Source organism: Streptomyces globosus (genome assembly GCF_003325375.1).
GTDB classification, from domain to species: domain Bacteria; phylum Actinomycetota; class Actinomycetes; order Streptomycetales; family Streptomycetaceae; genus Streptomyces; species Streptomyces globosus_A.
Map to the genome: position 1 here is coordinate 4,972,955 of NZ_CP030862.1, position 19,759 is coordinate 4,992,713.

Annotated in this window: 20 protein-coding genes; 8 read left to right on the plus strand and 12 right to left on the minus strand. The window is 74.8% G+C overall.

Features of this window, described 5'->3' with window-relative positions; genetic code table 11:
* The first annotated feature begins 41 nt into the window (after positions 1–41).
* Positions 42–491, plus strand: a complete 450-nt coding sequence (locus C0216_RS22050; protein WP_114056950.1) for a cell division protein SepF — start codon at positions 42–44, stop codon at positions 489–491.
* A gap of 9 nt (positions 492–500) precedes the next feature.
* Here the strand turns inward: C0216_RS22050 and C0216_RS22055 are convergent, their stop codons facing one another.
* Both C0216_RS22055 and C0216_RS22060 read right to left on the minus strand, forming a co-directional pair.
* The gene (locus tag C0216_RS22055) at positions 501–1,670 is read right to left on the minus strand and encodes an acyl-CoA dehydrogenase family protein (protein ID WP_114056951.1); all 1,170 of its coding nucleotides are present in this window, start codon (positions 1,668–1,670) and stop codon (positions 501–503) included.
* A 103-nt stretch (positions 1,671–1,773) separates the two neighbouring features.
* A complete protein-coding gene (locus tag C0216_RS22060; protein ID WP_114056952.1) occupies positions 1,774–3,495 on the minus strand; it encodes an MFS transporter in 1,722 nt (573 codons plus the stop codon).
* 294 nt (positions 3,496–3,789) lie between these two features.
* Between C0216_RS22060 and C0216_RS22065 the strand changes: the two genes are divergently transcribed.
* Positions 3,790–4,935, plus strand: coding sequence for a hypothetical protein (locus tag C0216_RS22065; protein ID WP_114056953.1), 1,146 nt, complete (start codon positions 3,790–3,792; stop codon positions 4,933–4,935).
* A gap of 230 nt (positions 4,936–5,165) precedes the next feature.
* Positions 5,166–6,251: a phosphatase PAP2 family protein gene (locus C0216_RS22070; RefSeq protein ID WP_114056954.1), complete on the plus strand. Its 1,086-nt coding sequence runs from the start codon at positions 5,166–5,168 to the stop codon at positions 6,249–6,251.
* Between the two features lie 380 nt (positions 6,252–6,631).
* On the opposite strand, the gene C0216_RS35115 is transcribed toward C0216_RS22070, so the two are convergent.
* Positions 6,632–7,372, minus strand: coding sequence for a transglycosylase family protein (locus C0216_RS35115; protein WP_342777125.1), 741 nt, complete (start codon positions 7,370–7,372; stop codon positions 6,632–6,634).
* Positions 7,373–7,670: 298 nt separating this feature from the next.
* On the opposite strand from C0216_RS35115, the gene C0216_RS22080 reads away from it, so the two are divergent.
* Both C0216_RS22080 and C0216_RS22085 read left to right on the plus strand, forming a co-directional pair.
* Complete coding sequence (locus C0216_RS22080) at positions 7,671–8,486, plus strand: hypothetical protein (protein ID WP_114056955.1); 816 nt, start codon at positions 7,671–7,673, stop codon at positions 8,484–8,486.
* 209 nt (positions 8,487–8,695) lie between these two features.
* Positions 8,696–9,091, plus strand: coding sequence for a hypothetical protein (locus tag C0216_RS22085; protein WP_114056956.1), 396 nt, complete (start codon positions 8,696–8,698; stop codon positions 9,089–9,091).
* 12 nt (positions 9,092–9,103) lie between these two features.
* Here C0216_RS22085 and der read toward each other — a convergent pair whose 3' ends face one another.
* The 4 genes from der to C0216_RS22105 form a co-directional block, all read right to left on the minus strand.
* Positions 9,104–10,564 (minus strand): ribosome biogenesis GTPase Der, encoded by a 1,461-nt coding sequence (gene der, locus C0216_RS22090; protein ID WP_114056957.1) that lies wholly within the window; start codon positions 10,562–10,564, stop codon positions 9,104–9,106.
* Positions 10,565–10,673: 109 nt separating this feature from the next.
* Positions 10,674–11,321, minus strand: a complete 648-nt coding sequence (locus C0216_RS22095; RefSeq protein ID WP_114056958.1) for a lysophospholipid acyltransferase family protein — start codon at positions 11,319–11,321, stop codon at positions 10,674–10,676.
* Positions 11,318–12,016, minus strand: coding sequence for a (d)CMP kinase (gene cmk / locus C0216_RS22100; RefSeq protein WP_114056959.1), 699 nt, complete (start codon positions 12,014–12,016; stop codon positions 11,318–11,320). The genes C0216_RS22095 and cmk overlap by 4 nt, the downstream gene beginning before the upstream one ends.
* A 145-nt stretch (positions 12,017–12,161) precedes the next feature.
* Positions 12,162–13,250 (minus strand): prephenate dehydrogenase, encoded by a 1,089-nt coding sequence (locus C0216_RS22105; RefSeq protein WP_114056960.1) that lies wholly within the window; start codon positions 13,248–13,250, stop codon positions 12,162–12,164.
* A gap of 218 nt (positions 13,251–13,468) precedes the next feature.
* Here C0216_RS22105 and C0216_RS22110 point away from each other — a divergent pair, with 218 nt between their 5' ends.
* The 3 genes from C0216_RS22110 (at position 13,469) to C0216_RS22120 (ending at position 15,148) form a co-directional block, all read left to right on the plus strand.
* Entirely contained in the window at positions 13,469–13,810 is a 342-nt protein-coding gene (locus C0216_RS22110; RefSeq protein WP_114056961.1) for a DUF952 domain-containing protein, read from the plus strand.
* Between the two features lie 85 nt (positions 13,811–13,895).
* On the plus strand, positions 13,896–14,354 hold the full coding sequence (locus C0216_RS22115) for a Rieske (2Fe-2S) protein (RefSeq protein ID WP_114056962.1): 459 nt from the start codon (positions 13,896–13,898) through the stop codon (positions 14,352–14,354).
* 68 nt (positions 14,355–14,422) lie between these two features.
* Complete coding sequence (locus tag C0216_RS22120; protein WP_114056963.1) at positions 14,423–15,148, plus strand: nucleotidyltransferase domain-containing protein; 726 nt, start codon at positions 14,423–14,425, stop codon at positions 15,146–15,148.
* Between the two features lie 3 nt (positions 15,149–15,151).
* On the opposite strand, the gene C0216_RS22125 is transcribed toward C0216_RS22120, so the two are convergent.
* From C0216_RS22125 to C0216_RS22145, 5 genes are all read right to left on the minus strand, one after another.
* Positions 15,152–16,174 carry an ADP-ribosylglycohydrolase family protein gene (locus C0216_RS22125; protein ID WP_114056964.1) on the minus strand — a complete coding sequence of 341 codons (1,023 nt, stop codon included), beginning with the start codon at positions 16,172–16,174 and terminating at the stop codon, positions 15,152–15,154.
* Positions 16,171–16,908, minus strand: coding sequence for an NUDIX hydrolase (locus C0216_RS22130; protein ID WP_114056965.1), 738 nt, complete (start codon positions 16,906–16,908; stop codon positions 16,171–16,173). Before C0216_RS22130 ends, C0216_RS22125 begins: the two co-directional genes overlap by 4 nt.
* Before the next feature lie 145 nt (positions 16,909–17,053).
* On the minus strand, positions 17,054–18,211 hold the full coding sequence (locus C0216_RS22135) for a pseudouridine synthase (protein WP_114056966.1): 1,158 nt from the start codon (positions 18,209–18,211) through the stop codon (positions 17,054–17,056).
* A complete protein-coding gene (gene scpB / locus C0216_RS22140) occupies positions 18,211–18,780 on the minus strand; it encodes an SMC-Scp complex subunit ScpB (protein ID WP_246042862.1) in 570 nt (189 codons plus the stop codon). The genes C0216_RS22135 and scpB overlap by 1 nt, the downstream gene beginning before the upstream one ends.
* 122 nt (positions 18,781–18,902) lie before the next feature.
* Complete coding sequence (locus C0216_RS22145) at positions 18,903–19,745, minus strand: segregation and condensation protein A (protein WP_114056967.1); 843 nt, start codon at positions 19,743–19,745, stop codon at positions 18,903–18,905.
* Positions 19,746–19,759 lie beyond the last annotated feature (14 nt).

A 19,759-nucleotide genomic window follows, 5' to 3' on the forward strand; every position in this document is an offset into this window, starting at 1 on the left:
CGGAGAAAAGGACAGACTGACCGCGGTGAAAGGAGGCGTCCATGGGTTCGGTACGCAAGGCGAGCGCCTGGCTGGGTCTCGTGGAGGACAGTGACGACGAGCGTTACTACGACGACGACTACGCGGAGGCCGGGCACGGTTCCGTCGCCGGCCCCGGCGACCAGTGGGCCACCGACCCGCGGGTCCGGGTCGCCTCCGAGTCCGCCGTCGAGCGCGGCCGCCGCATCGCCACCGTCACGCCGGACGGCTTCCGCGACGCCCGCGCCATCGGCGAGCTGTTCCGCGAGGGCGTGCCCGTCATCGTCAACCTGTCGCTGATGGACCCCGCCGACGCCAAGCGCGTCGTCGACTTCGCCGCCGGCCTCACCTTCGGACTGCGCGGCTCCATCGAGCGGGTGGCGACCAGGGTCTTCCTGCTGACCCCGGCCGACACGCAGATCGTCAGCGGCGAGCCGGGCGGCCGCTCCCGCGACTTCTTCAACCAGAGCTGAGGCCGGGCCTCACCGGAAGGCGTCGAGACCGGTGAGCGCCTTGCCCAGCACCAGCTGGTGCATCTCGACGGTGCCCTCGTAGGTGAGCACCGACTCCAGGTTGGTGGCGTGCCGCATGACGGGGTACTCCAGGGAGATCCCGTTCGCGCCGAGGACCGTGCGCGCGGTGCGGCAGATCTCGATCGCCTCGCGGACGTTGTTGAGCTTGCCGAAACTGACCTGCTCCGGCCGCAGGGTGCCCGCGTCCATCCGCCGGCCCAGGTGGTGGGCGAGCAGGATGCCCTTGTGGAGCTCCAGCGCCATGTCCGCCAGCTTCGCCTGGGTGAGCTGGAACCCGCCGATGGGCCGGCCGAACTGCTCGCGCGTCCTCGCGTAGTCCAGGGCCGCCTCGAAACTGGCGCGCGCCGCACCCATCGAGCCCCAGACGATCCCGTACCGCGCGTGGCTGAGGCAGCTCAGCGGCCCCTTCAGGCCCGCGACCCCCGGCAGCACCGCATCGGCCGGCAGCCGGACGTCGTCCATGACCAGTTCGCTCGTGACCGAGGCGCGCAGCGACCACTTGTGCTTGATCTCGGGGGCGGAGAAGCCCGCGGAGTCGGTGGGCACCGCGAAGCCGCGGATCCCCTCGTCCGTCTGCGCCCAGACCACCGCGACCGAGGACACCGAGCCGTTGGTGATCCACATCTTGCGGCCGTTCAGGATCCAGTCCGTGCCGTCCCGCTTGGCGTGGGTGCGCATGGCCGCCGGGTCGGAGCCGACGTCGGGCTCGGTCAGGCCGAAGCAGCCGATCAGCTCGCCCGCCGCCATGCCGGGGAGCCAGCGCTGCTTCTGCTCCTCGGAGCCGTAGCGGTGGATCGCGTACATGGCAAGGGAGCCCTGGACGGAGACCAGGGAGCGGATCCCGGAGTCGGCCGCCTCCAGTTCGAGGCAGGCGAGCCCGTACTGCACGGCGGTCGCGCCCGCGCAGCCGTACCCCTCCAGGGACATGCCGAGGGCGCCGAGCGCGCCGAGCTCGCGGGCGAGCTCCCGGATGCCGGGGAGTTCGCCGCGCTCGTACCAGTCGGCGACGTACGGCAGGACCCGGTCGGCGGCCCATGCGCGGACCGTGTCGCGGACGGCGGCGTCCTCGGGGCTGAGGAGCTCGTCGAGGCCGAGCGGATCGGTGGGGACGAAGGACACGGGGCCTCCCGGCGGACCTGGGGGTGAACCTAGCGGTGCTAGTTTGTCGCCGCGGCGGGCGCCGGTCCACCCCCCGCCTGCCGGGTCGGACGGCGCCGGGTGGTCAGACGGCCTTGGCCGTGGGGCGGTCCTCGGCGTCTGCCGTGTCTGCCGTGCCTGCCGTGTCTGCTGCGCCGGCCGCGTCCACCGGGCCCGCCTGGGCCGGCAGCGGCACGGGGGCGGCGGCGCCCGCGGTGTCGGTCTCGTCCCCTCCGGCGCAGTCCATGGCGCGCGGCAGCTTCAGCGCCATCAGCGCCCCGGCGAGCAGCAGGCCGGCGCTGACGACGAGCGTGATGTGCAGCCCGTGGACGAACGAGTGCCGGGCGGCCGCGTACAGCGCCTCGCCCGCGGCCCCGCCGAGGTCCCCCGCGATCTGGTAGGCCTCCCCCAGCGAGTTGGCGGCGCCCCGCGCCTCCTGCGGCGGCACCCCGGGCACGTCGAGCAGCCCCGGCGCGTACGCCGCGTTCATCACGCTGCCGAGGAGGGCGATGCCCATGCCCGCGCCGAACTGGTAGGAGGTCTCGCCTATGGAGGCCGCCCCGCCGGCGGTCTCGGCGGGCGCCTCGCTCAGCATCGACTCGTACGCGGCGAACAGCGTCGTCTGGAGCCCGAAGCCGAGCAGCACGAAGCCGGCGGTGAGGAGCACGGGCCGGTCGTGCTGGCCCATGAGGGTCAGCAGCAGCACGGCGAAGGCCGTCAGCAGGAAGCCGAGCGAGACCATCGTGCGGGGGCCGATCCGGGCCAGGGTGTAGGAGCCGGTGGCGCCCGCGGCCATCGCCGCGAAGGTCAGCGGGAGCAGCCGGAGCCCGGTTTCGAGCGGGCTGAGCCCCAGGACGAGCTGGAGGTACTGGACGGCGAGCAGTTCCAGTCCGACCAGGGCGAGCATGGCGAGGACGATGCACCCGACGGAGGTGGAGAAGGCGGCGCGGGCGAACATCCGCATGTCGATCAGCGGGTGTGCGAGGCGCCTCTGGCGGCGGGTGAAGAGGACGAGCAGGAGGATGCCGAGGAGGAGCGGTACGAGGCATTCGGCGTCGAGGAGCCGGCGCTCGGCTCCGAGCCGCTTGACGCCGAGGACGACGCCGAGGACGCCGCCCGCGGCCATGAGCGCGCCGAGCACGTCCCACGGCCCGTCGGCGGCGCCCTTCGACTCGGGGAGCAGCCACCGTCCGAGCGGCAGGATCAGGGCCATCAGCGGGATGTTGATGAGGAAGACCGAGCCCCACCAGAAGTGCTCGATGAGGAAGCCGCCGAGGACGGGGCCGCCGGCCGCGCCGATGGCGGCGACGGCGGTCCAGATCCCGATGGCGAGGGCGCGCTCGCGGCGGTCGGGGAAGACCTGGCGCAGGATCGACAGCGTCGCCGGCATGATCATGGCGCCGCCTACGCCGAGGAGGGCGCGGGCGGCGATCAGGACCTGGGCGTGGTCGGCGAAGGCGGCGACGGCCGAGGCGGCGCCGAACAGGCCGTAGCCGAGCAGGAGTATCCGGCGGCGGCCGATCCGGTCGCCGAGGGTGCCGAAGAGGATCAGCAGGGCGGCGCAGACGAGCGGGTAGGCGTCGACGATCCACAGCAGCTCGATGGGGCCGGGGCGCAGGTCCTCGGTCACGGCGGGGACGGCGACGTGCAGGATCGTCGCGTCGAGCGCGACGAGGACCAGGCTGACGCAGAGGACCGCGAGGACGAGCCACCGGTTCGTTCCGCCGGAGGCGGCCCGGAGCCGGTTGCGGAGGGGTCCTCTGTCGGTGTCGGCGATCCTGCGGCCGGCCGCGTTGGTCCCCGACATGCATGTACCTCCCAGATGAATCGCTCGCACCCGGTGGACCGGTGTTCTCGGCGGGCCGCGGCGGCGGTGTGCGGTGCGGCGCCCTGCGGGTCCGGCGGCGACGTGCGAGTGAAGGGTCAGCGTACGCGAGTTCGCCCATGCCACACGTGGTCAAGCTCTCATCGCGGCGGCGGCCTCCCTGTGGCGTGCGCCACTCGCCCCACCCCCTTCCGGCAGCTGCCCTTCCCCGGCGTACACGCGTCGTGACGGTCCGTGGTTCTGCGCCGGTCGGCGGTCACGGCCCTGCGGATAATCATGCCTGTGGAAGATCTTGGATGGCGCCGGGCCGCGCCTGCCCTGGCGGTCTACGCGGCGGTCCGGCTGCTCGGTGCGGCCGTTCTGTACGGGTGGGGCGCCGCCGTCGGCAGCAGTGCGCACACGCTGCTGTCGGCGCGGTGGGACTCGCTGTGGTACGCCCGCATCGCGGCGGAGGGCTACGGGTACGAGGTGGTCCTGCCGAACGGGGACGTGCACGCGAACCTGGCGTTCTTCCCGCTGCTTCCGTGGCTGGAGCGGCTGGTGTCGGGGGCGACGGGGCTGGGGTACGGCTCGGCGGGCCTGGCCGTGTCGGCGGTGGCGGGTCTCGCGGCGGCGTGGGGGATCTTCGCGGTGGCCGGGGCGGTGTGCCGGGAGCGGTGGCCGGAGGCGGACGCCCGGCGGGTCGGGGTGTGGGCGGTCGCGGTGTGGGCGGCGCTGCCGGTGGGCGTCGTGCAGTCGATGGCGTACAGCGAGGCGCTGTTCACGGCGCTGGCGGCATGGGCGCTGTACGCGGTCCTGCGCGGGTGGTGGCCGGCGGCGGGCCTGCTCGCGGCGGGGGCGGGGCTGACCCGCCCGGTCGGCGCCGCCGTCGTGGCGGCGGTGTGGGTGGCGGCGGCCCTGGCGTGGCGGCGCGGCGGGCGGTCGTGGCGGATCGCGGCGGGGGCGGCCCTGGCTCCGGCGGGGGCGGCGGCGTACGTGGTGTGGGTGGGTGCGTTCACCGGTGAGGGGCTGCTCGGGTACCTGCGGGTGCAGGAGGGCTGGGGCAACGGCTTCGACGGGGGGCTGGCCTTCGCCCGGTTCGCCGCGGCCATGCTGGCCGAGGGGCCCGGTCCGGCCGCGGCGGGGCTGGCTTTGGGCGGGGGCGTTCTGCTGGTGCTGTGGCTGTACGCGCTGTGCGTACGGCAGCGGCAGCCCGCCCCGCTGCTCGTCTACACGGGGATCGTGGTCGCGCTGGCGCTGGGCGCGTCGGGGTACTTCGGCTCGAAGCCGCGGCTGCTGCTGCCGGCGTTCCCGCTGCTGTTCCCGGCGGCCCTCGCGCTGGCCCGGTGGCGGCCGGGGCGGGCGGCGGCGCTGCTGGGGGCGGCGGCGCTGGTGTCGGCGGCGTACGGGGCGTTCTGGCTGAACGGCTCGGGACCGCCGTAGCGGCGCAGGCGGCGGATGCCCTTACGCCTCGGGCGGAAAGGAATTGGACCGCCGAGATAAAGACCGTGTAAGCGGTGCGAATGAATGGCCGCACCAAAGAGCCGGATGCGCCAACTAATGCCTTAATCCCAGGAATTACGCACCGCGTGAGACCAACTCCACATCACATGGTCATCACAAACCCGGTGATTCGACCGGGCTGCACAGCGGCGCGCGGTAACGTCGATTGAGTGCGTACCGACCAAATCCTGACCCGGCTGGAGCGGGTGTTCGCCCGACTGGACCGGGAACCCGAGCGGCCGGCTCATCTGCAAACACCGCGGATGAGCCGGCATCGCGTCGTGCTCCTCGGATCGACCTTCGCGTTCTACCTCGCGATCGTGGTGGCCGTCCTGACCACGTCCTGGCTCGTCCGCCTCGACTGGCAGGTGATGTTCTTCCGGCCCTACGAGCAGTGGCCGCAGCTGCACGCCTTCCTCGACTACCTCGTCGTGCTGGGCCAGCGCGGACCCACCGCGGTCATGGTCGCCGCGTGGCTGGGCTGGCGCTCCTGGCGGCAGCACACGCTCCGCCCGCTGATCACCCTCGGCGTGGCGCTGCTCCTGCTGAACGTGACGGTGGGCTCCGTCAAACTCGGCCTCGGCCGGCTCGGCCCGCACTACGCCACCACGATCGGCTCGGCCGAACTCTTCGCCGGCGGCGACATATTCCCTTCCGGGCACACCGCCAACGCCGTCGTGACGTGGGGCATCCTCGCCTACCTGGCCTCGACCGTGACCACCCGGCGCGTACTGTCCATCGTCTCCGCGGTGGTCTCGCTGAGCGTCGGCGCCACCACGGTCTACCTCGGCACCCACTGGGTCAGCGACGTGCTGCTCGGCTGGTCCGCGGGCCTGCTGATCATGCTGGCGCTGCCCTGGTTCGAGCCGCTGATCGCCGGCGTCGAGGCCTGGGTGTTCGCCAAGCGCGAGGCGATGCGCCGCCGCGTGGAGGCCGGGACGCTGCCCGCGCCGGTCGCCGCGATGCTCGTGCCGCTGCTGTCCGCCGGGGGCAAGTGGCGGCCTCCGGCCCCGGCGGGCGCCCCGGCTCCGGCCGCTGCCGCCACTCCGGCCCCGGTGCCCGCCCAGACGGCCGCGGCGGCCGCAGCCACCGGGCACACGGCGCTCGCCCGGCCGACCGCGCACCTGTCGGGCCGGCCGCACCTGGTCCGGCCCGAGCGCCTGCCGGGGGCCCCGGCCGGCTCCCGCCGCCCGGCCCACGGCGACCGGGCGGGCGCCGCCCGCGCTGCCGCCCGCCCGGCCGCGGGCGGCAGCTGACGGAACCGGCCCGGACCACCGGGCACGAGGGCCCGCGCGGGGCGGTACGCACCACCCCAGCCCGCGCGGGAGCGAGGCGGGCCGGAGCCGCATCCGGCCCGCCTCGGCCGTTCCCGGAGCCCGGGCGTCAGCGCCGCGCCCGGCCGTTCGTCCGTACCGGGTCACGCTTGTGTCACGGAATGTCGACAGTTTTACGGGTCGTCAGACTTCCCCCGATCGCCGCAGGAAGACCGCCCCGAACCGGCCCCCGCCATTGTTTATCCGGCGCGCCGCCGCATCCGCGGGAGGCCCGCTTTCGTATTCCGTTCGAGTGTCCGCGAATTCGGCGGCGGTATTGTGCGCGGCGGCCTGCGGCGCACCGCCGGGGCGTTCCGGTTCGCTTACGCCTTCTCCGCCGGAGCGGTTGCCGCGGACCCGGCCGGCACCGGCTGCGGACTCTGCCCGTCCGCCGCTTCGGAACTCGTTCCGGGGCCGCCCGGAACGGCCGACGGAGGCCGTTCCACAGGCGCCGACGGCGCCGGACGCGGCGGCGGGAGGACCAGCAGGAGGCCGACGGCGAGCGCCTCCGGACGCGGCCCGACCACTGCCCGGTTGGCCTCGTACAGCGCCTGTGCGCCGCCCTCGACACGCCGCTTGCGGGCGATCCCCGCCAGCGTGTCCCCGGCTCGCACCACGTGCATCCGCCCGGCCAGCCCGTACCGCCGCGCGCATACCGGCCAGGCCTCCCAGCCCTGCTCGGCGAGCACTTCCTCCGCCACCGCGATCTGCTGCTCCCGCGTCGCCAGGTCCGCGCGCGGCGCATGGGCGAGGCCCCCGTACTCCTCCCACGTCGACTGCCGGAACTGCAGCCCCCCGTAGAAGCCGTTGCCCGTGTCGATCGCCCACCGCCCGCTGCTCTCGCAGTCGGCCACGCAGTCCCAGGGCCATTCCCCGCCCGGCCCGCAGTCCCCCGGCCCGCTGCCGACGGTCCCCGGCGAGCCGGGGTGCGCGGCGGCGGCGGGGCCGGGCGCCGGCGGAGGAGGGGCCGCGCCGGCTCCCGGGGGGAGTACGAGGACGAGAGCCAGCGCGGCGGCGGCTGCGGCCGCCGCTGCGGCGGCCCGCCGGATCCGGGGGTCGGGCACCGGGCCACGCTACGCAGCCCGTCGGAGCCCGCCTCCCGCGCCACGCGGCCTGTCCGATACCCCACCCGGTCGGCGGACGCGCCCCCTTCCCTGGAAACGGCCATGACCGGACACCAACTGGACATGAAACGGCATCTGTTGGCACCGAACCGAAGCCCCGGTCGGGCCCTTCACCCCTCTGGCCGCCAGGTTCGATTCCGTTCCCCCGGACGGCGTGACCCCGGCCGCCGATCCGCCGTTGATCCCGGCAGGCCGGGAACCGCCCGGCCCCCGCTCGCCTAGCCCGAGGAGCCACCCCGTGCCCCGCATGCTCGACGTCAGTGATGAGGTACGTGCCGAGATCGGTGACGAAGAAGCCGAGAGGCTGCTCACCGGCGACGACGCACCGCGCAGCTACGACTGCACCTCCTGCCGCACCCCCGGGGACCCCGAGACCGACCCCACGAGCACCGTCCTGTTCGTCGGCGACGAGACCGCCGTCCTCGCCTTCGCGCACGCCGGCTGCATCCCCTCCCAGGTCGTGTCGGTCTCCGAGGAGCAGCTCCAGGGCGCCGTCCGCAGCATCACCGGCGACAGCCCCGCCCCCGAGGCCCCCGCCGCCGGCGGCGCCGTCCCGCAGAGCGTCCCCGGCGGCCAGGCCGTCCTCGGCATCACCAGCGGTCTCGTCCTGATCGGCGGCGAACTGCACCCGGCCCTCGTGGTCGAGCCGACCGCGCCGATCGCCCGCCCCGGCACCACCGGCCCGGGCGACGACTTCCTGCCGCTCCTGATCGAGCAGGGCTTCATCCCGGTCACCGACACCGCCGAGCTGCCCACCCCGCTGGCCGGCTGGTCGGTGCTGCTCGCCGCGGGCCAGCTGCACGCCGTGCTCCAGCCGGGCGCCGACGGCTCCGGCCCCGTCGCCTGGTGGCAGGCGCACCAGGCCCTGTCGGTCACCGAGGGGTGGCGGGCCGCCGTCAACAAGTCCCAGCGCGTCCTCGTCTACGCGGCACCCGTCGGCTCCATCGGCCAGCAGCCGCGGGAGGACCTCCTGCGGGACGCCCTCGACAAGGCCGCCGCGGCCGGCAAGCTGGTGGCCGCCTCGATGCCGCTGGCGGGCACCCCGGGCGCCTGACGGGAAGCAGGCCCGGAGCGACCGTCCCACCCCTCACGAGGGGGCGGGACGGCGCACGTCGCCGGGGGTGTGCGGGCCGCCCGCACACCCCCGGCGATCTGCGTTTCCTGCCCCTCCGCCCGCATCCGCAGGGCCCCGGGGTCGTTGGCTGATACGTGCATTCATACGACCCCTCCCGCGCCTCTGCCCCTACCAGCAGCATCTCCCGGATGCGCCCCGTACAGGACCGGGACGGCGCTCCGGCCGCCTCGCACACCCCCATCTACGACACGCTGTGCTCGGAGTACCTGCGGGCCTTCCGGGCGCTGCCCGGCGACCGCTCCGGCGAGGAGGACCTCGCCTTCACGGGGTTCTCGTACGGCGGCTCCCACCTCGCCGGCACCGGTTCCTACGGGGCCGGCTGGAGCGGCTCCGGATGGCAGCCGGAGCCGTGGCAGCCGCCGTACGCGCCCGTGCCGGCCCCGGCCGCGCCGCAGCCCTCGTACGCGTACGCAGGCGGCTCCGCGGGCACCGGCTCCGCCGCATACGCCGGCGGGCGGCAGCACCAGCCCGGGATGCAGCACATCCCGGCGGCCCTGCCGCCCGCCCCGCGCCGGGGCTACTGACCCCCGGCGGCGCTACTTCTTCTTGTGCTGGCCGCCGCGCTTCTCCCGCACCCGCACCGAGATGTGGATCGGGGTGCCCTCGAAGCCGAACTCCTCGCGCAGACGGCGCTCGATGAACCGGCGGTAGCCGTGCTCCAGGAAGCCGGAGGCGAAGAGGACGAACCGCGGCGGCTTGCTGCCCGCCTGGGTGCCGAACAGGATGCGGGGCTGCTTGCCTCCGCGGATCGGGTGCGGGTGCGCGGCGACGAGCTCGCCGAGGAAGGCGTTCAGCCGGCCCGTCGGGACGCGGGTCTCCCAGCCGGCCAGCGCGGTCTCGATCGCCGGGACCAGCTTCTCCATGTGGCGGCCGGTCTTCGCCGAGACGTTGACCCGGGGCGCCCAGGCGACCTGCTGCATCTCGGTCTCGATCTCGCGCTCGAGGTAGTAGCGGCGCTCTTCGTCGAGCTCGTCCCACTTGTTGTAGGCGACGACGACGGCGCGGCCCGCGTCGACCGCCATGGTGATGATGCGCTGGTCCTGGACGCTGATGTTCTCGGTCGCGTCGATCAGGATGACCGCGACCTCCGCCTTCTCGACGGCGGCGGCCGTGCGCAGCGAGGCGTAGTAGTCGGCGCCCTGCTGGAGGTGGACGCGCTTGCGGATGCCGGCGGTGTCGACGAACTTCCAGGTGACTCCGCCGAGTTCGATGAGCTCGTCGACCGGGTCGCGGGTGGTGCCGGCCAGTTCGTTGACGACGACCCGCTCCTCCCGGGCGACCTTGTTCAGCAGGGAGGACTTGCCGACGTTGGGGCGGCCGATGAGCGCGATGCGGCGCGGCCCGCCGACCTGCCCGCCGCCGAAGGACTGCGCCGGGGCCTCCGGCAGCGCCTCCAGGACGGCGTCGAGGAGGTCGCCGGTGCCGCGGCCGTGCAGCGAGGACACCGGGTAGGGCATGCCCAGGCCGAGGGACCACAGCATCGCCGCGTCGGCCTCGCCGCTCTGGCCGTCGACCTTGTTGGCGCACAGCACGACGGGCTTGCCGGCGCGGCGCAGCAGCTTGACGACGGCCTCGTCGCTGTCGGTGGCGCCGACCTTGGAGTCGACGACGAAGACGACGGCGTCGGCGGTCTCGATGGCGTACTCGGCCTGCGCGGCGACCGAGGCGTCGATGCCGAGGACGTCCTGCTCCCAGCCGCCGGTGTCGACGACCTTGAAGCGGCGGCCCGCCCACTCGGCCTCGTAGGTGACGCGGTCGCGGGTGACGCCCGGCTTGTCCTCGACGACGGCCTCGCGGCGGCCGATGATGCGGTTCACCAGGGTCGACTTGCCGACGTTGGGCCGGCCGACGACGGCGAGGACGGGCAGCGGGCCGTGGCCCGCCTCCTCGATGGCGCCCTCGACCTCTTCCGGGTCGAAGCCTTCCTCCGCGGCGAGCTCCATGAACTCCGCGTACTCGGCGTCGCCGAGCGCTCCGTGGTCGTGCTGGTCGTTCATGAAGTCCGTTCCTCGTCGTTCGTGGTGGTCGGTGGCGGCCGCGCGGGGTTCCGCGCCGGCGCCACTACTGGGTCAAGTCTCGCTCAGCGCCGGCCGGGGCGCCCGGCGCTCAGCGCCCGGTCAGGCGCCTGGCGTCCGCGAGGTGGGCCGTGAGTCTGCTCTGGATGCGCACGGTGGCCTCGTCCAGGGCGGTGCGGGTGCGGCGGCCGGTGCCGTCGCCCGCGTCGAAGGGGGAGCCGAAGACGATGTCGACGCGGCTCTTGAACGGGGGCAGGCCGCGTATCAGCCGGCCGGGGCGGTCGGTGCTGCCGAGGACGGCCACCGGGACGACCGGCGCCCCGCTGCGGACGGCGAAGTACGCGAGCCCGGCGCGCAGCGAAGCGAAGTCGCCCTCGCCGCGGGTGCCCTCGGGGAAGATGCCGAGCGCGCCGCCGTTGTCGAGCACGGCGAGGGCCTTGGTGACGGCGGTGCGGTCGGTTCCCCGGCGGTCGACGGGGACCTGGCCGATGCCCTCCAGGAAGGTCCCGAGCGGGCCGACGTACGCCTCCTTCTTGACGAGGAAGTGCAGCGGGCGCGGCGCGGTGCCCATGACCATGGGCCCGTCGATGTTGTGGGCGTGGTTCACGGCGAGGATGACGGGACCGGAGGCGGGCACGCGCCAGGCCCCCAGTACGCGCGGCTTCCACAGCCCGTACATGAGCCCGATGCCGATCCGCCGGCCGACCGCCGCACCCTTCGGGGAGGGCGTCCGGGTCACTTGCGGCCCGCCCTCTTCTCCTCGACCAGGGTCACCACGCACTCGATGACCTGCTCCAGGGTCAGCTCGGTGGTGTCCACCTCGACGGCGTCGGCGGCCTTCGCCAGCGGCGACGTCTTGCGGCCGGAGTCGGCGGCGTCCCGCTTGATCAGGGCCTCCTTGGTGGCCGCGACGTCCGCGGCCTCCTTGCCTCGGAGCTCGCCGCTGCGGCGGGCTGCGCGGGCCTCGGGCGAGGCGGTGAGGAAGACCTTGAGGTCGGCGTCGGGCAGGACGGTGGTGCCGATGTCCCGGCCCTCGACGACGATGCCGCCCTCGGCCGCGGCGGCGATGCTGCGCTGGAGGTCGGTGATCAGCGCGCGGACCTCGGGGACGGCGCTGACCGCGCTGACCTTGGAGGTGACCTCGCGGGTGCGGATCGGGCCGGAGGCGTCCACGCCGTCGACGGTGATCGTCGGGCCGGCCGGGTCGGTCCCGGAGACGATCGCCGGCTTGCCGGCGGCCAGGGCGACGGCGTCCGCGTCGTCGGTGTCGATCCCGTTGGTGATCATCCACCAGGTGATGGCCCGGTACTGGGCACCGGTGTCCAGGTAGCGCAGCCCGAGCTTGGCGGCCACGGCCTTGGAGGTGCTGGACTTGCCCGTGCCGGAGGGACCGTCGATGGCGACGATCACGGCGGACGGAGCTGCGGTTTCCACGGTGCGGGCACCTTCCTGGTTGCGCGTGCGTGTCAGGGCGTGCGAAAGCGCCCCTCTCCAAGGTTACCGGGCCCCGGAGCGGGCGCTGCCCGGAAGCCGCCGCGGGGGCCGCCGGGGCGGCTGCGGCCCCGGCGGCGGGCGGCGGTCACGGGCGGCGCAGGGCCCAGCCGCGGTCGCGCAGCTCCGCGGTGAGGGCGGCGGCGGCGCTCGGGTCGACCATGAGCTGGACGAGGCCCGCCTGCTGGCCGGTGGCGTGCTCGATCCGCACGTCCTCGATGTTGACCCCGGCCCGGCCGGCGTCGGCGAAGATCCGGGCGAGCTCGCCCGGCTGGTCGCTGATCAGGACGGCGACGGTCTCGTACGCCATCGGGGCGGCTCCGTGCTTGCCGGGGACCCGCTCGCGGCCGGCGTTGCCGCGGCGCAGCACGTCCTCGATGCCGCCGGCGCCGCCGCGCCGCTCGTCCACGTCGGCGGACTCCAGGGCGTGCAGGGCGTCGACGGTGGCCCGGAGGTCGGCGGCGATGCCGGCGAGGACCTCGGCGACGGGGCCGGGGTTGGCGGAGAGGATCTCCACCCACATGCGCGGGTCGGAGGCGGCGATGCGGGTGACGTCGCGGATGCCCTGGCCGCAGAGCCGCACGGCGGTCTCGTCGGCCTCCTCCAGGCGGGCGGCGACCATGCTCGACACGAGCTGCGGGGTGTGCGAGACGAGCGCGACCGCCCGGTCGTGGGCGTCGGCGTCCATGACGACCGGGACGGCGTTGCAGAGCGCGACGAGCTCCAGGGCGAGGTTGAGCACCTCGTGGTCGGTCTCCCGGGTGGGGGTGAGCACCCAGGGGCGGCCCTCGAAGAGGTCGGCGGTGGCGGCGAGCGGACCGGACCGCTCCTTGCCGGCCATGGGGTGGGTGCCGATGTAGGCGGTGGTGTCCGCGCCGAGCGCGGCGAGCTCCCGGCGCGGGCCGCCCTTGACGCTGGCGACGTCCACGTAGGCGCGGGCCACGCCGCGCCCGATGGCGTCGGCGAGGGTCGCCGCGACGTGGGCGGGCGGTACGGCGACGATCGCGAGGTCGACCTTCCCCGCGGGCGGCTCGTCGGTGCCGGCGCCGAGGGAGGCGGCCGTGCGGGCCGTGTCGGGGTCGTGGTCGGCGAGGTGGACGCGGACCCCGCGGGCGGCGAGGGCGAGGGCCGCCGAGGTTCCGATCAGGCCGGTTCCGATGACGACGGCGGTTCTCACGGGGCGCTCCAGGGTTGCGTGGTGTGGCGGCGGATCACTCCGGGCCAGGGTAGCCAGCGCGGGGGTGCCCGGGGTCCGGCGGCCCGGCAAGGGGCGGGCCCGGCGCGGGCTGCCGGGCCCCGAGGGGGCCCTTCCGGACCATGGCACCGCCGATGGAGGGGGCCTGCCACTCGGGGCCGGTCCGCGGCGGGGCGGCGCGGCCGGGGTAGAACGTCGGCATGATCTTCCACATCGTCCCGCTCGCCGACTGGTCCGCCGCGCCCGAGCTCCCGTACGCCCCTGCCTCGCTGGACGCGGAGGGCTTCGTGCACTGCTCGGCCGACCGCCCCACCGCCCTGGAGATCGCCGACCGGTACTACCGGGAGGCGGAGGGCCCGGTGCTGGCCGTTGAACTCGACGAGCGGGCGCTGACCTCGGAGGTCCGCCGGGAGGGTGAATCGGGCGGCCGCTACCCGCACGTGCACGGGCCGCTGGAGCGGGCGGCGGTGGTCCGCGTCTGGGAGGTCGTCCTCCGGCCGGGTGCCGCACCGGAACTGGCCCCGTGGGAGCCGGGTGCCTGACGGGCGGCGCGGCGGAGCACCGCCCGGGGCCCGGCTCGCGCAAGGATGCTCTTCGCCGGTCCCGGCCCAGACGAGGAGGAGCCCCATGAGCGATCCCCTGCCCACCGCCCGACGCACCGTCCTGGCGGCGGGGGCCGCCGCCCTGGCAGGCGGCGCGGTGGCCGGCTGCGGCGGGGAGGAGGAGCCCTCGCCGATCCCGGAGAGCGCGACCCCCGGCACGTCCGGCCCGCAGGCTGCGGCCCCGAGCGAGAGCGCCGGGACGGCGCTGCTGAAGACGTCGGAGGTGCCGGTGGGCGGCGGCACGGTGCTGAAGGACCGGAAGCTGGTGGTGACCCAGCCGACGGCGGGGACGTTCAAGTGCTTCTCGGCGGTGTGCACGCACCAGGGCTGCCTGGTGAACAAGGTGGCCGCCGGCACCATCGACTGCCCCTGCCACGGCAGCCGGTTCGCCATCGCCGACGGCGCGGTCGTGAAGGGCCCGGCGACCCGCCCCCTCCCGGAGGCGGGGATCACGGTCTCGGGCGGCCAGGTGTCCCTGGCGTAGCGGGGTGACGGGGCGGGGCGGCGCAAATCCCGTCGACCGGGGCCCGCCTCCGCGCCTACCCTCCGGGGATGACCGGACAGACCACTCCGTCGGGCGCGACCGCCGCGTCCGGCCGGCACGCCCTGGTGCGCGACCACACGGTCTACGCGTGCGTCATGGGCTCGCGGGCGTTCGGCCTGGCGACCGGGTCGAGCGACACCGACCGGCGGGGCGTCTACCTGGCCCCGACCGCGCTGTTCTGGCGCTTCGAGAAGCCGCCGACGCACGTGGAGGGCCCCCGGGAGGAGGAGTTCTCCTGGGAGCTGGAGCGCTTCTGCGAACTCGCGCTGCGCAGCAACCCGAACATCCTGGAGTGCCTGCACTCGCCGCTGGTCGAGCGGCTGACCCCGGTGGGGGAGGAACTCCTCGCCCTGCGCGGGGCGTTCCTCTCCCGACGGGTGCACGCCTCGTTCACCCGCTACGCGAAGGCCCAGCACGGCAGGCTCCTGGCCGGCGTACGGCTGCACGGCGCGCCGCGCTGGAAGCAGGCGATGCACCTGCTGCGGCTGCTGCTGTCCTGCCGCGACATGCTCCGCACGGGCCGCCTGGACATCGACGCGACCCCGTACCGCGACCGCCTGCTGGCGGTGAAGCGGGGCGAGCTGTCCTGGGCGGAGATCGACGCCTGGGCCTCCCGCCTGTCGGACGAGTCGGACGCGGCCCTCGCCCGCTCGCCCCTCCCGGCCGCCCCGGACGCGGCGGCGGTGGAGTCCTTCCTCCACCGTGCCCGCCGTACGAGCGCCGCGTCGGCGTAGCGCTCAGGCGTTCCAGAGGGCGGCGAAGGCGTCGAGCTCCTCGCGGTATTCGATGCGGGTCGTCCAGTCGTCCGGCCAGGCCGCCGCGCCCAGGTGGGCGCCTGCGAAGGCGCCGGCCAGGCAGGCCAGGGAGTCGGAGTCGCCGGAGGTGCAGGCGGCGCGGCGCAGGGCCGTCAGGGGTTCGTCCGGGAAGAGCAGGAAGCACTGGAGGGCCGTGGCGAGGGCTTCCTCCGCGATCCAGCCCTCGCCGGTGGTCAGGCAGGGGTCCGTCTCCGGGGACGGGGACCTCAGGGCGGCCGCCAGCCGGTCCAGGGCGGCCAGGCAGTCGTCCCAGCCGCGGGCGATGAAGGACTGCGGGCTCGCGTCGCAGGCCGTCCGCATCCAGAGGTCGCCGAGCCAGCGCCCGTGGTAGCGGGTGCGGTTGTCCAGGGCGTACGAGCGCAGCAGCCCGACCAGGCCGGTGACCTCGGCCCCGTTGGCGAGCAGCCACACCGCGCGGGCCGTCAGGTCCGAGGCGGCGAGGGCGGTGGGGTGGCCGTGGGTGAGGGCCGACTGGAGCTGGGCGGCGCCGGCCCGCTCCTCCTCCGTCCAGCCGGGGACGAGGCCGACGGGGGCCACGCGCATGTTCGCGCCGCAGCCCTTGGAGCCGGTCTGGCTGGCGTCGCGCCAGTCCCGCGCGGGGTCGGTGAGGAGGCTGCACGCCCGCAGGCAGGTGTTGCCGGGGGCGCGGTTGTTCTCCGGGGACCGGTACCAGGCCGTGAACTCCTCGCGGACGGGTCCGGCGAGGCCCTCCGGGGTCAGCGGGCCGCGGTCGGCCGCGGTGCGCATGCCGCGGGCGAGCGCGAGGGTCATCTGGGTGTCGTCCGTGACGATCGCCGGGCGGGGCAGCCGCATCTGCCGCCAGGGGCCGGTCTTCGCGAGGATCGCCGGGACGTCGTTGAACTCGGTGGGGAAGCCCAGGGCGTCGCCGAGGGCCAGGCCGAACAGGGATCCGGCCGCCGCGCGCTTCGTCGCCGTCGTCGTCATGTCTTCGGGGTTCCTTCCGGGGGCGTGGGGCGGAGCAGCGGGGGGTGCAGGGCGGTGGCGGGGCCGGCCCGGTAGAGCGCGGCCGGTTTGCCGCGGCCTCCGGTGAGCCGGGCGGCGCCGGGCACCGCTTCGACGAAGCCGGGGGTGGCGAGCACCTTGCGGCGGAAGTTGGGCCGGTCCAGGGCCGTGCCCCAGACCGTCTCGTAGACGGCCCGGAGCTCGCCGAGGGTGAACTCGGGCGGGCAGAAGGCGGTGGCCAGGCAGGTGTACTCCAGCTTGGCGCCGATCCGGGAGCGGGCGTCGGCGAGGATCGCCGCGTGGTCGAAGGCGAGCGGGCCGGCCTCCCCGACCGCCGTCCACCGGGCGCGGTCCGCGTCGCCGCCGCCCTCCGCGGCCGGCTCGGGCATGTCGGGGACGAGCGCGGCGAAGGCCACCGACACCACCCGCATCCGGGGGTCGCGGTCCGGTTCGCTGTACGTGCGCAGCTGCTCCAGGTGGAGCGCGGCGACGACCGGCTCGGGCAGCCCGGTCTCCTCGGCGAGTTCGCGGCGGGCCGCCTGCTCCGCGGACTCGCGGGGCAGGACGAAGCCGCCGGGCAGCGCCCAGGCGCCTGCGTACGGGTCCTGGCCGCGCCGGATCAGCAGGACGTGGAGCGCGCCGGCGCGGACGGTGAAGACGGCGAGGTCAACCGTGACCGCGAACGGCGCGAAGGCGCGCGGGTCGTAGTCCGCCATGGCGGCACCGCCTCCCCTCGTTCCCTTAAGAGTCATTCTGACTATAAACAGGGCGGGGTGCGCCGGGCAAGCAGAAAGCCCGCAGTGCCGTGCGGGGCACTGCGGGCTTTGCGTGCGGAGGCGGAGCGGGCCGGCCGCGGCCGTCCTACAGGCCGACCTCGCGCATCAGCATGCCGACCTCGGTGTTGGTCAGGCGGCGCAGCCAGCCGGACTTCTGGTCGCCCAGCTCGATGGGCCCGAAGGCGGTGCGGACGAGCTTCTCGACCGGGAAGCCGGCCTCGGCGAGCATCCGGCGGACGATGTGCTTGCGGCCCTCGTGGAGGGTGACCTCCACCAGGTAGTTCTTGCCGACCTGGTCGATCACGCGGAAGTGGTCCGCGCGCGCCCAGCCGTCCTCCAGCTCGATGCCGTCCTTGAGCCGCTTGCCGATGTCGCGGGGCAGCGGGCCGGTGATGGCGGCGACGTAGGTCTTCTTCACCCCGTACTTGGGGTGCGTCAGGCGGTGGGCCAGCTCGCCGTGGTTGGTGAGCAGGATGACGCCCTCGGTCTCGGTGTCGAGCCGGCCGACGTGGAAGAGGCGGGTCTCGCGGTTGGTGACGTAGTCGCCCAGGCACTGGCGGCCGTCCGGGTCCTCCATGGTGGAGACGACGCCGACCGGCTTGTTCAGCGCGAAGAACAGGTACGACTGGGTCGCCACGGTCAGGCCGTCGACCTTGATCTCGTCCTTGGGCAGGACGCGCTTGCCCTGCTCGGTGACGATCTCGCCGTTGACCTCGACGCGCGCCTGCTCGATCAGCTCCTCGCACGCCCGGCGCGAGCCCATGCCGGCCCTCGCGAGCACCTTCTGCAGCCGCTCGCCCTCCTGCTCTGCGCCCGGGAAGGTCTTCGGGGTGCGGATGACCGGCTTGTCCGCGTACCGGTCGCGTACGCGCTCCTCGATCCGGGCGTCGAACTCGCGCGGCCGCGACGGGCTGCCGAAGCCCGCCTCGCCGCGCCGCGCGCCGCCGCCCTGGCCGCCGCGCCCGCCGCTCTGGGGCCGGCCGGGCTTCTTAGGGCTGCCCTTGGCGCCGCCGCGGGCGTCCGCGCCGCGGGTGCCGCGGGTGCGCTCGGCGTCGGGGCCGACGTCGTAGCGGCGCTCCTCCGGGCGCGGGCGGCGCGGGCGCTGCGGCGCGCCGCCCGCCCGCTCGTCGCGCGCGCTGCCGGCGCCGCGGGGGTTGCCGCGCCCGCGTCCGTCTCCGTCCCTGCGGCTGCCGCCGCCGCCCGTGTTCCGGTTGCCGCCGTTGCCGTTGCCGCTGCTTCGCATCAAAGTTCCGTCGTCTTGTCGTCTTCTTCGGTGTCCGGTGCGTCCGGATCGAACGACGGAACGCCTTCCTGCGTCTCGGCCTCGATCGCCTCCGCCTCGGGGAGGAAGGGCGCCAGCTCCGGGAGCTCGTCCAGGCCGCGAAGGCCCATCCGCTCCAGAAAGTAGTTCGTCGTCCTGTACAGGATCGCACCTGTTTCGGGTTCCGTGCCCGCCTCGGCGACCAGACCGCGCTGGAGGAGCGTGCGCATGACCCCGTCGCAGTTCACCCCGCGCACCGCGGAGACGCGGGAGCGGCTGACCGGCTGGCGGTAGGCGACCACGGCGAGGGTCTCCAGGGCCGCCTGGGTGAGGCGGGCCTGCCGGCCGTCCAGGACGAAGCGCTCGACGGCGGCCGCGTAGCGGGGGCGCGTGTAGAAGCGCCAGCCGCCGGCGACGAGCCGCAGCTCGAAGCCGCGCTGCTGGACGGCGTACTCGTCGGCGAGCTCGCGCAGGGCGGCGGCGATCTCGCGCGGGGTGCGGTCGAGGACCTTCGCGAGGTGGGCCTCGGCGGCGGGCTCGTCCACGACCATGAGGACGGCCTCCAGCGCGGGCTTCAGCGGCAGCCCGGCCACGGCGTCGCCCGCGTCGTACGCGCCCTCCCCGCCCGGCAGGGCGTCGTCGGCGGGTGGCTGGTCCATGGTGTCCCACTCCTTCATTCCGCGGCTTCGGCGATCCGGTCGAACTCGTCGGTCACGGCGGGCATCGCGCCGGCCCCGCCGCCCGTCCAGCGCACGGTCAGCGTGCGCAGGGCCTCCTCCTGCTCCAGGGCGACCGCCTTCTCGCGGTAGAGCTCCAGCAGCGCCAGGAACCGGGCGACGACCGTGAGGGTGTCGTCCGTGTCCCGGGTGAGCTCGTCGAAGGTGGCCGCACCCCGTTCCCGGAGGACGGCCACGAGGACGGCGGCCTGCTCCCGGACGCTGACCAGGGGGGCGTGGATGTGGTCCACGTAGACCTGCGGCTGCGCCCTGGGCTGCATGGCCCTGGCTGCGAGGCGGGCGAACCCCTCGGCGCCGATGCCGAGGACGACCTCCGGCAGGAGCGCCGCGTGGTGGTCCTCCAGGCCGACCGTGCGCGGGTGGCGGAGGCCTTCGGACTCGGCCCGCTCCGCGAAGATGTCGGCGATGCGCTTGTAGGCGCGGTACTGGAGCAGCCGCGCGAAGAGCAGGTCGCGGGCCTCCAGAAGGGCGAGGTCGGCCTCGTCCTCCACGTCGGCGGCGGGCAGGAGGCGGGCGGCCTTGAGGTCGAGGAGCGTCGCGGCGACGACGAGGAACTCGGTGGTCTGGTCGAGGTCCCCGTCGGGCCCCATGGCCCGGATGTGCGCCATGAACTCGTCGGTGACCCTGGACAGCGCGACCTCCGTGACGTCGAGCTTGTGCCGGGAGATGAGCTGCAGCAGCAGGTCGAAGGGCCCCTCGAAGTTGTCGAGCCGCAACGTGAACCGCCCGTGGCCCCCTTCGGCCCCCTCGGCACGGGCGCCGGCCTCCGGCCCCGGCACGGCGCGCGGTGCCG